The sequence below is a fragment of the Glycomyces paridis genome (assembly GCF_004912155.1).
Taxonomy (GTDB): Bacteria; Actinomycetota; Actinomycetes; order Mycobacteriales; family Micromonosporaceae; genus Glycomyces; species Glycomyces paridis.
This window is the reverse complement of record NZ_STGX01000010.1, coordinates 26,223-39,864: the sequence shown is the minus strand read 5'-3', so window position 1 is coordinate 39,864 and position 13,642 is coordinate 26,223. Positions and strand designations below refer to the sequence as shown.

At 72.7% G+C, this 13,642-nt stretch carries 10 protein-coding genes; 3 read left to right on the top strand and 7 right to left on the bottom strand.

The genetic code is table 11. The features are described from left to right. Window positions 1-814 precede the first annotated feature (814 nt). From E9998_RS14175 to E9998_RS14160, 3 genes are all read right to left on the bottom strand, one after another. Window positions 815-2,053 (bottom strand): amidohydrolase family protein, encoded by a 1,239-nt coding sequence (locus E9998_RS14175; RefSeq protein WP_136530363.1) that lies wholly within the window; start codon window positions 2,051-2,053, stop codon window positions 815-817. 9 nt (window positions 2,054-2,062) lie between these two features. Further along, the gene (locus E9998_RS14170) at window positions 2,063-3,163 is read right to left on the bottom strand and encodes an adenosine deaminase (protein ID WP_136530362.1); all 1,101 of its coding nucleotides are present in this window, start codon (window positions 3,161-3,163) and stop codon (window positions 2,063-2,065) included. Window positions 3,164-3,477: 314 nt separating this feature from the next. Further along, a complete protein-coding gene (locus E9998_RS14160) occupies window positions 3,478-4,143 on the bottom strand; it encodes a DUF4272 domain-containing protein (protein ID WP_158299805.1) in 666 nt (221 codons plus the stop codon). 418 nt (window positions 4,144-4,561) lie between these two features. On the opposite strand from E9998_RS14160, the gene E9998_RS14155 reads away from it, so the two are divergent. Beyond that, a complete protein-coding gene (locus tag E9998_RS14155) occupies window positions 4,562-6,001 on the top strand; it encodes a serine/threonine-protein kinase (protein WP_136530359.1) in 1,440 nt (479 codons plus the stop codon). Next, window positions 5,956-6,717 (top strand): helix-hairpin-helix domain-containing protein, encoded by a 762-nt coding sequence (locus tag E9998_RS14150; protein ID WP_136530358.1) that lies wholly within the window; start codon window positions 5,956-5,958, stop codon window positions 6,715-6,717. Before E9998_RS14155 ends, E9998_RS14150 begins: the two co-directional genes overlap by 46 nt. A 55-nt stretch (window positions 6,718-6,772) precedes the next feature. Here E9998_RS14150 and E9998_RS14145 read toward each other — a convergent pair whose 3' ends face one another. The 4 genes from E9998_RS14145 to E9998_RS14130 all read right to left on the bottom strand — a co-directional run bounded on the left by E9998_RS14145 (window position 6,773) and on the right by E9998_RS14130 (window position 11,986). Then, window positions 6,773-7,477, bottom strand: a complete 705-nt coding sequence (locus E9998_RS14145) for a hypothetical protein (protein ID WP_136530357.1) — start codon at window positions 7,475-7,477, stop codon at window positions 6,773-6,775. A 241-nt stretch (window positions 7,478-7,718) separates the two neighbouring features. Then, window positions 7,719-8,372 (bottom strand): hypothetical protein, encoded by a 654-nt coding sequence (locus tag E9998_RS14140; RefSeq protein ID WP_136530356.1) that lies wholly within the window; start codon window positions 8,370-8,372, stop codon window positions 7,719-7,721. A gap of 86 nt (window positions 8,373-8,458) precedes the next feature. Beyond that, window positions 8,459-11,179, bottom strand: a complete 2,721-nt coding sequence (locus E9998_RS14135) for a DEAD/DEAH box helicase (protein ID WP_136530355.1) — start codon at window positions 11,177-11,179, stop codon at window positions 8,459-8,461. Window positions 11,180-11,374: 195 nt separating this feature from the next. Then, the gene (locus E9998_RS14130) at window positions 11,375-11,986 is read right to left on the bottom strand and encodes a hypothetical protein (protein ID WP_136530354.1); all 612 of its coding nucleotides are present in this window, start codon (window positions 11,984-11,986) and stop codon (window positions 11,375-11,377) included. Window positions 11,987-12,115: 129 nt separating this feature from the next. Between E9998_RS14130 and E9998_RS14125 the strand changes: the two genes are divergently transcribed. Then, window positions 12,116-13,642, top strand: a 1,527-nt coding sequence (locus E9998_RS14125) for an N-6 DNA methylase (RefSeq protein WP_136530353.1), incomplete at its 3' end; no start/stop codon positions are given.

Here is a 13,642-nt window from a genome sequence, read left to right as displayed (position 1 = left end):
TCTCACAGACTGCTGCCGAGTCGTCACGAAGGCCGGAAACCCGCAGGTTCCGACGGATTTGAGACTCGCCGTCCCGCGTTTCCGCCCGGGGCCGTGAAGCGCCCGCAGGGCGGGTTCTGGCCGTGGGCGGCCAGGGTGGTTCGGGCCCGCGCGGCGCGCCGACACGAATTCGGGCACGCCTCAGCGGGCGTGGACGGGATCAGAGACCCGTGGGCGGTGAACACGGCCCGGAAACGAATCGGCGGGGCGCGCGGATTCCGCGCGCCCCGCCTTCTCCAGGGGATACACGGAGCGGCTCGGCCGCTCCAGTGAATCAGGCATGAAGGCCCGCTGAACGGCGCGGGCCTCATCGAGCATCGCGGACGCGAGCCCGATCGACAAGGCCCGAGACGAAAGCGTTACCGACCCCGAGACCAGGCATCGCATCGCACGAACCACTCGAAAGCCGACCGATCTCTGCCAAACGGCCCACCACGCCCACGCCCACGCCCACGCCCACGCCCACGCCCACGCCCACGCCGAATCAGGATCGCGCGTCCGGGAACCGCGAACAGGGCGCGGCCCTCTCGCCGCCGCGCCATGCCGAACCGTGCCACCCGCCGGCGATTCCCACTCCACGGCTCCACCTTCGCCGCTCCCCCGCTGCTCGGCTCGAACCCGTGTCGTCGCCGCTCACTGCCCTTCGATCCGGGTGCGAGCCTTCCGAGTCCCAGTCTGAGTTCGGCTTCAGGTTCGCTTCAGGTCGCTTCAGCGTGGCTTCAGGTTCGGTGGGGCACCATCGAGTTCCGGAAGCGTGCGAGGAGAGGAGGAAGGCCTATCGATCGAGGTGGTTGCCCTTGAGCACGGTGGCCGTGCAGTTGCCGGCGGCGCCGTTCACCAAGGCGGTGTACGGGTCGCCTTTGGTGGGCACGTCGAAGACGGCGAGGTCGGCTCGGGCGCCGATCTTGAGGACGCCGATGTCGTTGCGGCCGAGGGCTTTGGCGCCGCCCTCGGTGGCGGCGCGGACGAGCCATTCGTTGAGGCCTTCGCCGCCGTCGCCTTGGGCGAGGGCGAGCTTGCGGAGGACGGGCCATTCGGCGGCGACGTCGAGGTCGGGGCTGGAGGCGCGCGAGTCGGTGCCGACGGCGACGGTGTTGCCTTCGGCTCGGAGGGCGGCCACGGGCGGCTCGCCCGCTTCGAGGCGAGCGTTGGAGCGGGCGCAGAGGGCGACGGCGCTGTTCTTGGAGCGCAGGAGTTCACGGTCGGTCTTGTCGAGGTGGACGCCGTGCGCGACATGGGAGTCCGCGCCGAGCCAGCCGACCTTGTCCATCTGGGTGGCCGGGGAGTGCCCGGCGCCGCCGTCGGCGAGTTCGAGGGCGAGTCCGGCGCGGCGGTTCATGAACGCGAACGGTCCGGAGCCGCGGCGCACGAACATGTCCTCGTGGGTGGTCTCGGCGAGGTGCGGGTGGATGCGGATGTCGAGGGTGCGCGCGAGTTCGGCGAGGCTCTTGCCGACGCCGGTGCCCAGCGTGTACAGGGTGTGCGGGCTGATGCCGACGGCGATGTCGGAGTTGTTGACCGCGCGGCTGTCGGTGACGACCTCGCGCCAGGCGTTACGGCGGGCCTCCCAGGCGGCGTCGTCGATGAAGCACGCCTCCCAGTAGGCGACGCCGGCGAGGTCGGAGGCGAAGAGCGGCTCGAACCCGGCCTGGGGGGTGACGATGTCGGCGACGGCGGTGACGCCGTGGGCGATGGACTCGTCGATGCCCGCCTGGACGGAGGACTTCCAGATCTCGTCGGCCGTGGCGGGGTTGCGGCGGGCGAACTCCTGGATCCACTCGAAGAACTCCTTCTCGTTGCCGTACATGTCGGCGAAGGAGGTGTAGCAGAGATGGGTGTGGGCGTTGACGAGTCCGGGGGTGAGGACGCCGTCGAAGGCGGTCGTGCCGTCGGCCTCGGGGGCGTCGGCGGCGGGGCCGACGTAGGCGATGCGCCCGTCGTCGACCCCGACCGCGCCCTCGCGGATCGGCTCGCCCGCGATCGGGACCACGACGGGGGCGGTGTAAAGGTGCATGAGCCGAGCTTACTCAGCGTCGGTCGCCGACTCCAGCGCCGCGTAGGCCGGGCGGATGACGTCCTCGATGAGGCGGCGGCGTTCCGGGTGGTGCAGGAACGCGGCCTTCGCGGCGTTCTCGGTGCACCGCTTGACCTCGGCCCAGCCCCACCCGAAGGTCTCCGAGAGCAGCGCGAACTCGCGCGAGGTGTGGGTGCGGCTCATGAGCCGGTTGTCGTTGTTGACGGTGACGCGGAATCCGAGGTCGTAGAGCGCCTTGATCGGGTGCGTCTCGATGGACTCGGCGCCCTCGGTCTGGAGGTTGGAGGAGGGCGCGACTTCGAGGGCGATGCGCCGGTCGCGGATGTAGTGGGCGAGGTTCGAGAGCTTCGCCTCGTCGCCGGTGAGGTCGATGTCCTTGATGAGCTGGACGCCGTGCCCGATGCGGTTCGCGCCGCAGACGGCGACCGCGCCCCAGATCGACTCGGGCCCGACGGACTCGCCCGCGTGGATGGTGAACGGCATCGACTCGCGCCGCAGGTACTCGAAGGCCTCGATGTGGCGCTCGGCCGGGTTGCCGATCTCGCCGCCGGCGATGTCGAAGCCGACGACGCCCTTGTCGCGGTAGGCGACGGCGAGCTTGGCGATCTCCAGGGTGCGGTCGGCGTGGCGCATCCCGCACAGGAGGGTGCGGACCTTGATGGTGCGGCCGGCCTTCTCGGCGAGCCGCTCGCCCTCCTCGAAGCCGGCGAGGGTGGCCTCGACGACGCCTTCGAGGCTCAGACCGCCGAGGAGCTGCTGCTCGGGCGCGTAGCGGACCTCGGCGTAGACCACGCCGTCCTCGGCGAGGTCCTGGGCGGCCTCGGAGGCGATGCGGAAGCAGTGGTCGGCCTGCTGGGAGACGGCGATGGTGTGCGCGAAGGTCTCCAGGTACCGCTCCAGGGTGCCGGAGTCGGCGGCCTCGAAGAACCAGTTCCCGAGGGCCTCGGCGTCGGTCGCGGGCAGCGTGTGGCCGATCTCGTCGGCGATCTCGATGAGCGTCTGGGGGCGCAGGCCGCCGTCGAGGTGCTCGTGGAGGACGACCTTGGGGGCCGAGCGGATCTGTTCGCGGGACAAAGGCTTCGCATTCATCCCATGAATATAGCGAGGCGCCCGCGCCCGACGCCGCGCGACGAGCCCGGTGTCCGCTCACTGGTTTCGGGCGCATGGACGCGAACGCTCGGCACTCGGCACTCGGCACTCGGCACTCGGCACTCGGCACCCGGCACTCGGCACTCGGCACTCGGCACTCGGCACTCGGCACTCGGCGGGATGAGCATGCGGGCGGGATCACTCGGATGCGGGCGCCACGCCGAATCGGTTGCCGCGAACCGAAGCCGGGCACGCCGGAGATCGACCCGTCCACCACGCGATCCATCGCGGCACTGCGACCGCGGGAGCGCTTCCTAGAAGCGGACCTCGTCCCAGTGGGCGGGGCGCTCGTCGCCGAAGACCACGGCCCATTCGAGGGCCCAGCGGCGGTGCCACACGAGGTTGTCGTCCACGCCGCGCGGCGGGGCCTGGCCCGCCCGCCTGGCCTGGTCGCAGACCCAGTCGAGGCAGTAGTAGAGGTCGAGCATCTCGGCGACCACGCTCGCGTCACGGGTGGGGGTGAGTCGCCGGTCGCGCCAGTTCCCGAACGACTCGGGGCGGCGCAGGTCCGGCAGCAGCTCGGGCAGTTCTTCAGTGCACGGCACGCCGGGGTCGAGGTGGTCGACCAGGCCGAGCAGCCACGCCACCGTGTAGAGGCTCTCCAGCTGGTCGGCGTATCGGGCGCGTTCCCCTCTGCCGCAAGCGATGAAGCCCCATTCGTCGGGCGAGAGGTGGTCGAGCACGTGGGCGTCGAGGAGCCAGCGCATCGCCAGTTCCTCCGGCATGTCGAAGACGCGGGCCTGGACGACGTTGAGGATCGCGGCGCGGGCCTCGACGTGGCCGCGCGGGCGCAGGCGGGGAAGGCGGCCCGAGGGGAACGGCATGGGGAACTGCGCGGGGGGCGCGGGGAGGCCGAGGGCACTGAGACCGTCTACTGTACGCAGTCGGATGCTCCGGGGGTCTGAGATCACCGTCGGCATATGGCTCCCTACCACTTGGGGTTCACCTGTGGGGTGAGTGCGCATTCACTCGGAAGGGTGTTTAGTGAAGCACTGTAGCGTTCGACACAGCCCCGCGTCAACGCGGGAGGGAAAATCCATCGGTGCGAACATGCGTGTTACGCAGGGGTTTCGTCACCGCCCGGACGAGTCGCAAGTGTCCGGAGCGCCGGTTTGACCCGAGTTGTGACCAGTCCCATGCGCCCGGAGGGGCCCATCGCCTTCGACACGTGTTCGACGCGGGACGGACCGTGCCGAACCGTCGCAACGCGGCACGCTGCGGCCGTCGCCGAAACGAACCGGACCGCAACGAGCGGTGACGATCCGGCGACGGCGGGCACGCGCCTGCGGCCCGGGTCCGGCCTCCGGGCCGCCGCGGCGGGCGGGCATCCTTGTAGACGTGAACAGTCCCCAGGTCATCGACGACCGGTACCGGCTGGTGCGACCGGTCGGCGCCGGCGGCATGGGCCGGGTCTGGCAGGGCCTCGACCTCCACCTGGAGCGCGAGGTCGCCGTCAAGGTCGTGCGCCCCGACCTCCTCGACGGGCCCGGCCGCCACGAGGCCGCCGCCCGCTTCCGCCGCGAAGCGCGCGTGACCGCCCAGATCCAGCACCCCGGCGTGCCCGCCATCTTCGACGCCGGGCTCGACGCGGCCTCCGGCGAGCTGTTCCTCGTCATGGCCTACCTGCCCGGACTCAACCTCCGCGACCTCCTCGACGAGACCGGCCCCCTCCCCGTCGACTGGACCCTCGCCATCGGCGCGCAGCTCGCCTCCGTCCTCACCGCCGCCCACGAGCGCCACGTCATCCACCGGGACCTCAAGCCCGCCAACATCATCGTCGGCCCCACCGGCCTGGTCCACGTGGTGGACTTCGGGATCGCCGCGGTCCTGGAGCCGGACGTCTCGCGCCTGACCGCCACCGGCGACAAGCCCGGCACGCTCAACTACATGGCCCCCGAGCAGATCCGCGCCCAGCCCGCCGGTCCCGCCGCCGACCTCTACGCCCTCGGCGCCCTCCTGTTCGAGATGGCCACGGGCGAAAGGCTCTTCGCCGACCGCGGCTCCGCGTACGAGGTGCAGACCGCGCACCTGAAGGAACTGCCCGAGCCGGTCCGCCGCGCCCGGCCCGACTTCCCCTCCGAGCTCGACGGCCTCGTCTCGCGCCTGCTCTCCAAGGAGCCCGCCGAGCGCGGCTCGGACGCCGCCGCCGTCCACCTCCAGCTCGCCGCGATGCTCGCAGGATCGCCGGCCTCCGGTACGCCCGTGCGCGACTGCGGCGACCCGACCTGGCCGTTCCGGGCCCCGCTCGCCCCCGCCCGGGTCGCGAGGGAGGCCGCCGCCAAGGCCGCGGCGCCGCAGCCGGACCGGTCCGCACGGCGCCTCGCCGAGGCCGACCGCGCCTATGCCGCAGGGGACTTCAACGGGGCGCTCTCGGCGTTCCGCGCGCTCGCGAAGGACCTGGAAACGCCCGACCCGGCACTGGCGCTGCGCTGCCAGGCGAAGGCCGCGCAGTGCCTTGCGGCCCTGGGGAACGCGGCGAGCGCCTTGACGGGCCTGTCGAGCGTCGTCGAGCGGCAGCGGCGCCTCGAGGGCGAGCGGGCGCGGTCGACCCTGTACTCGCGGCGCATCGCAGTGGACATGCTCGCGGCCCTCGGCCGGATGCCCGAGGCCCACCGTGAACTGGCTACTGTGGTCGGTGAGATGGCCGCCGCGTTCGGCCCGGCCGATGCCGATACGATCGAGGCCGAACGGCTGCTGCGGGCTTGGTCCGCGCCGCCCCAGGCGGGTCCGGGGTGGCCGATGCCGACCGCCTCCTCGCCTGGGAGTCCCCCTCGATGACCGTCCCCGGTCCCTACGCCCCTCCGCTCGACGACGCCAAGGCCCGCTCCCGGCGGCGCCTGGTCACCGTCGGCGGCTTCGCTTGGGCTTTCATCCCCTTGCTCACGTGCGGTTTCGGTGCGCCCGTGGCGTTCGCGATCGCGGTGGGCCGCCGCCGCGACACGATGACGATCGTGGGCCTGGTCCTGTACTCGGCGATCCTCCTCGCCGGCTGCGGCTCGATCGGCGCGTACGACTACGAAGAGACCCCGAAGTGGGCGACGGTCGCCTTCAACACGGCGATCAGCCTGACCGCGCTCGGCGCGACCGCGCACCTGCTGCTCATCCGCTCGCTGGTGTGGGCGCCCATCGCGCCGGCGGCCGCACCGGTCCCGGTGGCGCGCCTGTCGAACGAGGAGGTCCTCGACCGGGCCCGGCGCCTGCGCGCCCAGGCGCGGCGGACCGCCGAGGCCGATCCCATGCTCGCCAAGCGACTCGGCGTCGGCCGCCCGGACCTGCCTCGCCAGTTCGACGACGGCGGCCTGGTCGACCTCAACCACGCCCCGATGCGGGTACTCGTCACGCTGCCGGGCGTGACCGAGCGCAGCGCCAGGCAGATCCTCGACCGCGTGGCGGGCACCGGGCCGTTCGCGAGCCTGGGCGAGGTGATGCTGGTCGTCGAGATCAGCCCTTCGTTCGAGCATCATCTGCGCGAGTACTGCGTCTTCATTCCCTAAGCGGGACATGCGAACGGCCCCGGAGCTTCGCTCCGGGGCCGTTCAGCGTGCGGTGTTAGTCGATGCAGAACACGGCGGCGGTGCGGCCGAAGAAGTCGACGGCGTCGAGGGTGTACGAGCTGTCGCACTCGGCGGCGAGGGCCGCGGTGTCGGCGGTGGCCCACTCGGCCTGGTCGATCTCGATGACGCTGACCACAGTGGAGTCGACGTCGGGCGAGTCGCAGGGGTAGGTGCCCAGCATGGGCTCGGCCGAGGAGAAGCACTCGCCCGCGGCGGAGGGCACGACCGGGGTCGCGCCGGCGGCGGTCGGGTTGCCGGTGGCCTCCAGGCAGAACAGGTAGTTGACCTCACCGGTCATCTCGTCGTAGATCATGTTCCAGTCGGTCCAGGTCTTGCCGGGGACCTGGGCGCCGTTCTCCTCGCCGCAGAGGGCGAAGACGTCGGTCTCGGGGAGGGTGCCGCCGGGGGCGGAGAGGCCCGGGTCGGCCTCGATCGCGGTGATGGTCCAGAAGGCGTCCGCGCCGCCGCAGTCCACGGAGAAGACGTCCTGGTCGACCAGGACCTCTTCGGGCATGCAGTCGCCGACGGCCGCGTCGGCGGCGGCGTCGAGCTGTGCGTTGCTGACCTCGGTGTCGGTAGTCGAGTCGTCGGAGACGGCGTCTTCGAGTGCGCCGCAGCCGGTCAGGGCGACGCCGCCCGCGAGGGCGACGCCGCCGACGGCGAGGATGCGGCGGATGGGACCGAGGGTCTCGGAGTTCACGTGATGAGCTGCTTTCTGTGCGGCACCGCCCTCGGGTCGGGCGGTGCTGGAGTACAGCGGCGACCCTAGGGAGCACGTTCAACTACCGATCCGGCGGGACCGGTCACCGACCGGGAATCGGGGCCGCTGACCAGGGAGTTCGCTCACTCCATGCAATCGAGATCACGTTCACATGGCGAAGATCACCGCGTTTTCCGCCCGGCAGACTGACGTCCGGGCACCCGGAAACGCCCTCGCGGTGCTATTCGAGGCAGTAGACGGCCGTGGTCCGGCCGAAGCGGTCGACCGCTTCGTGCGCGTGCCCGCCGCAGGCCGAGGCGAGCGCCGCGGTGTCGGCGGTGCCCCATTCGGACTCGTCGATCGCGACGACGCTGGAAACAGTGAAGGCCGCCTCGGGCGAATCGCACGGGTAGGTGCCGAGGATGTCGTCCGCCGGGTCGAGGCACTCGCCTTCGGAGGGGGCGGTCGGGTCGGCCCCGGCGGCGGTCGGGCGGCCCACGGCCTCAAGGCAGAACAGGGACTTCACTTCGCCGGAGACCGCATCGGCGACCATGCCCCAGTCGGTCCAGGCCCGGCCGGGGACCTGGGCGCCGATCGACTCGCCGCAGAACGCGAAGACCTCGGCGTCGGGGAGGGTGCCGCCGACCGCGATCAGGTCGGGGTCCTCGATGGCCGTGATGGTCCAGAAGGCGTCGGCGCTGCCGCAGTCCACGGCGAAGTCCTCCGGGTCGTCCGGGACGTCCCGAGCGGTGCAGTCGCCGACCGCCGCTTCGGCGACGGGGATCGGCGCGTCCTCGGCCCCGGAGTCGGTGTCCCCGAAGGGACCGCACCCGGTCAGGGCGAGGGCGGCGCCGCAGGAGGCGAGCAGGCGGCGGTTGCGGCGCTGGGGGTTCACACGGTCCTCGCCGTGCGGCTCAGGCGGCGCGTCGACGGGCTTCGCCGCATTTTCTGATGGTCCGAATCGACTGGGGCGCACCGGGATCACCGGGCGCCGAGGTCAGCGAGGAGGGCGACGGCCGCGCGGGACGGGTCGTCGCCGTACGCGGACGGGAAGGCGTCGGCAAGGTGCCAGCCGGCGCGGCGCAGGGCCCGGTGCCGGTCCAGGTGCGCTTGGGGCCCTTCGGGATGGACGCCGCAGAGGACCCCGATCGAGGCCTCGCCTTCACCGAGGACGAGATCGACACTCCAGTGCCCCACGGGGTAGTCGAGACGCACGGCGGCGTCGCCGCCTTTGAGCGCGGCGGCGAGGCTCGCGGTCCAGGGCCCCGCGCCGGTGCCGCCCTCGGGCGACTTGGGCGGTCGGTCGGCGTAGGCGAGGAAGTCGCCGACGAGACCGCCGGGGTCGTCGAGCGCGGTGACGATGTGGAGGTGGCTGCGGGCGCGGGTGATCATGACGTTGAACAGGTTCGGCCCGGCGAGGAACCGCCGCCGCCCGGCCGGGTCGCCTTCGGCGGCCCCGAGGGCGGCGATGACCGTCTCGGCCTCGCTGCCTTGGAAGGCGTGCACGGTGCCCGAGCGGATGCGCCGCTCCCGCAAGGTCTCCAGGTCGAAGCGGCGCACGATGGCCGCCTCGACCGCTTCGGCCTGGGCGCGGAAGGGCGACAGGACGGCCAGGCCCCGGTCGCCGCGTTCGACGAGCTCGGCGAGCAGGTCGAGCGCACGGTCCACTTCGGCCGGTATGACGCCTTTGGCGTTGGCGCGCTTCGCTTCGACGCGATGGACGGTGATCGCGTCGGCCTCGTGGTTGCGCGGGTGGGTCGTGACGGGGGCGACGCGCCCGCCGTAGAAGCGGGCCGCGGAGAAGCCGATGAGGTGGGGGACGGAGCGGTGATGCTCGGTGAGCTCGACGGCGGGTCCGGCGCCGCGGGCGAGGTCGTAGGCGCTGACGCGTCCGGTGTCCAATCGGGACTCGAACTCGCGAAGGCCGTGCCGGTCGAGGACGTCGTGGAGGCGGTCGTCCGCGGCGAAGGACACGAACCGGAGCTGGCGGGGGTCCCCGGCGACGACGGCGCGGCGGGCGCGGGCGAGGACGGGGGCGGCGCGGAGCTGGTTGATGTGGCTGGCCTCGTCGAGGATCACGAGGTCGAAGAGCCCTGCGGTGGGCGGGAGCACGGCTTCGGCGTCGGCGACCGTTCCGATCCACAGTGGTGCGGCGCTGAGGAGGGCCCCGGCGTCGACCCCTTCGAGCATCTTGCCGCGATAGGCGCGTCTGCCGTTGCGCAGCGCGAGGTCGAGGGCGGCGAGCGAGCGGCGGGCGGCGCGACGGTTGCGGTCGGCGGCGGGCCGCGAGCGCAGTGCGGCGCCGACCGCTTGGGCGCTTTCGGTATCGGCCGCTTCGAGGGCGCGCCACATGGGAGCGAGATCGAGTCCGCCTCGGGCGGCGAGAGTTCCGGCGGCCTGGACGTCCCGGGCGGTGTCGAGGGCGCGCCGCAGCGCGTCGGGGGTGCCTTCGGCGCCGGTCAGGACGGTGAGCCGGGCGCGGGCGCGGCGGCGTCGCCAGCGCCGCCACCAGCCGCCGCCTTCGGCGTGGGCGGTCGCGGCGAGGGCTTCGACGGCGTCGAGGTCGGCCTCGCGCAGGAGCGGGAAGTCGTCGACGAGGAACACGGGGGCGTCCTGCGCGCGCAGGCGGCGCCGTTCGAGGTCGAGACCCGTGGTGATCTCGGCTTCGATGCGGGCGCGGTGGGCGAGGGCGTCGGCGGCGGCGGTCGCGTCCCGTTCGGCGGCTTTGCGGTCGCCGCGCTGTTCGGCGTCGATGGTCTGGGCGCCTTGGTGTTCGGAGTCGCCGAAGTGGATCGGGGCGGGGCCGGGGTGGCGGGCGAGGAGCTGCCCGAGGACGTCGGCGGCGTGTACGGACTGGGTGGCGATGAGGACCGACTGCCCGGCGGCGACGGCGTCGAGGGCGATCGCGGCGAGGGTGTGGCTCTTGCCGCAGCCGGGCGCGCCGGTCACGACGGTGACGGGGCCGCGTCGGGCGAGGAGGACCGCGGCGGCCTGCTCGCGCGAGAGCGGCAGGGGGCAGCGCGGCGGTTCGTCTTCTGCAGCTTCGGGTTCGGTGTCGGCGGCACCTTCGAATGCGGTGCCGATGCCGTAGGCGGCGGCGAGCGCGGTGGCGTCGAGGCCGGGCCGGGCGGCCCAGTCCTTGAGGCTGCGGGCGATGGGGGCGGCCTCGGTCTCGTCGGCGATGTAGACGACGGGCCGGGCGAGGACAACGCCGGCGCCGTTGGGTTTGGCGGCGCGGACTTCGACGCGTTCGGCGGGGAATCCGGCGGTGCGGGCGGCGTCGAGGAGCCAGGCGGGGTCGTCGAGGAGTTCGGCGGGCCGGTCGGGGTCGAACGCGGCGGCGAGTTTCGCGGCGTGCTCGGTGTCTTCGAGGGCGGGGTGGACGGCGATGTCCCCGGCGGGGACGACCTTGAGGTCCCAGGGGCGGGTCTGGGCCGGTTCGAGGCGGATGGGCCGGGTGGCGAGCGGCACGGTGACTTGGCGGGTCTTGCCGTCGACTTCCATGCGGCCCATGACGATCGCGAAGCCTTGGCGGAGGCTGCGTTCGTCGCGGTGGAGTTCGTCGTGGGCGGCGAGGGCCTCGGCTCCGGCGACGGTGCCCATGCCGCCGTCCCAGACCGCGGAGGCGCCGATGCGGCCCCAGGCGGTCTGCTTGGCGACGGGGGCGAGGTCGGCGAGGGCGGCCAGGACGCGGGCGGTCATGGCGGAAGTGTACGGCCGTTCGGAAAGGGCGGGGTGGTGACGGCCGGGGCGCTCACCGCGCGGTGTCGGCGCCTGAACGGCCGGAACGCCGTGCGGGACCTGCGGCAGGTCCCGCACGGCGGGTGCGGAGCGGTGGGTGGGAGGAGGGCGCGGGTTCCGCCCATTGGTCGCCGCGCCCTCCCGTCAGGGGCGCCCTCAGGCGATCTCGACGAAGTACTGGGTGCCGTCGAGGGCCCAGAGGTCCTCGACGTAGAGGAGGTAGGTCTCGGCGCCGGTGGGCACTTCGACGCAGGCGGCGCCGGAGGCGACCGAGCCCGAGGAGACGTCGGCGGTGTCCATGAGGTCGTTCTCGACGGTGTTCAGGCAGTCGACGCTGTCGTAGAAGGTGCCGTCGGCCCAGATGCCGAAGGTGGCGTCGAGCCACAGGGAGCCGGCCTCGGTGCCGCTGTAGGTGCCTTCGAGGGTGACGAGGCTGAACTGGTTGCCGTCGGCGGGGGCCTCGTTGAACTCGTTGGCGCCCAGGACGGCGTCGGTGGCTTCGAGTTCGACGGTCCCGGTGATGGTCCAGTCGGTGATCTCGACGGCGGACCCGGCGGCAAGCGGCGCGTCGGGGCTGGTGCCGTCGCCGGTGGCGGCGGCTTCCTCTTCGCCGCCTTCCTCGGCCGCGTCGGCTTCGGTGGTGGTGTCGGTGTCGCTGCCGCCGTCGCCTTCCTCTGCGCTGCAAGCGGTCAGGGCGGCGAGGCCGATGAGGGCGGCGCCACTGGCGGCGAGGAGGCGCTTGGTGAGATCGGGGAATTCGGTGTTCATTGCGAACCTTTCGTGGGGTGTCGATCGCGTTCTAAAGCTTGTGAACTTACTTCACGAGACTAGTAGACTGTGTCGAACCTCAGCAACGCGGGGTGGGTTACGATTCGATAAATCAGACAGGGGAACCGCATGACCACCCGGAACACCGCCCCCGGCGCCACCGTCACGCTCACCGACCTCGCCCGCCTCGCGGGCGTCGGCCGCAACGCCGTCAGCAACTGGCGCCGCCGCGAACCCGACTTCCCCACCCCCGTCGACGAATCCGCCCGCCGCCCCCGCTTCTCCCTCCCCGAACTGGAGACCTGGGCCGCCGCCCACGGACGCGACCTGCACGTCACCGACGCCGACCGCCTCTGGTTCCACCTCGCCGCCGACCACGCCACGCCCGAATCCGCCCTCGAAGCCGTCGCGGCGGCCCTCGACGGACGCGGGGACGCCTCGATCGCGAAGCAGCTCAACGCGATCGAAGTCGACGCTTCGGCGCTCTTCGAGTTCTTCATCGAGCGCGCGAGGGAAGCGGCCGGTACCGGGTTGCCGCCGGGCATCGGCCCCCTCGCCGACATCGCGGCAGCGATTCAGGGGGTGCGGGCCGAAACCGAGGCAAACGGAGGCCGCGCCGCCGCCTCGCGCAGGGCCGACGCGGCCGAAAGCGGCACAGCCGCTCCCGCCGACCCGAACGGAGGCCGCTCCGCTGCGCCCGACACCCGGCTGGATGATCGGGGTAGCGCTCCTCGCGTCCACGACCCGGCCTGCGATGAGGGCGACCTCCTCGCCGCCGTCGCCCGCCGGATCGGCCATTGTGCCGCGCTCACCGGCCGCGACCTCTCCCCGGCGCGCGCCGACATCACCGCGCGGCGGCTCGCACTCCTCGACCCGGACGCCGAGGTGGCCGCACGCGTCGGCGACGCCCTCCTCGAACCGCTCGGCCCCGGCCGCTACGACCTGGTCGTCTGCGACCCGCCCTTCAACCTCAAGGACTGGGGCCACGACCGCCTCCCCGCGGGCGACGACCCCCGCCTGGCCTACGGCACCCCGCCGCGCACCGAGCCCGAACTCGCCTGGGCCCTCCACTGCGCCGCGCTCCTCGCGCCCGGCGGCCACGCGGTCGTGCGCATGCCTGCCCAGGTCGCCCACCGCCGCACCGGCAGGCGCATCCGCTCCGAGCTGCTCCGCTGGGGCGTCCTCCGCGCCGTGGTCGACCACCCGGACGCCAAGGCGCACTTGTGGATTCTCGGCCCGAGCGGCGAGGCCGCGCAACTCCTCGTCTCCAACGGACGCGACTTCTCCGCGGCCTGGCGGGCCTTCACCGCGGACCCGAACGCGCCCATAGCGACCGCCGATTCGGCCACCATCCCGCTCATGCGCCTGTGGGACGAGGACGTCGACATCTCCCCCGCCGTCTACCTCGCGGGCGCCCCCGGCGACACCACCGACCTCGCCGCCGACATCGACGCGCTCACCGAACGCCTCACCGCCCTCGCCGCTTTCTCGCTTCCTCGATTCTCAACCGGCACAGAGGAAAGCGCACCAGAGACCAGCCTCGCTGACCTCGAACGCGACGGCCACCTCCGCGTCGCGCCGGGAGGCGTTGGCGGATTCGAAGCGACCGGAGGGATCGGCGGCACCGAAGGCGCAGGCGGTTCCAGCGGCACGCGA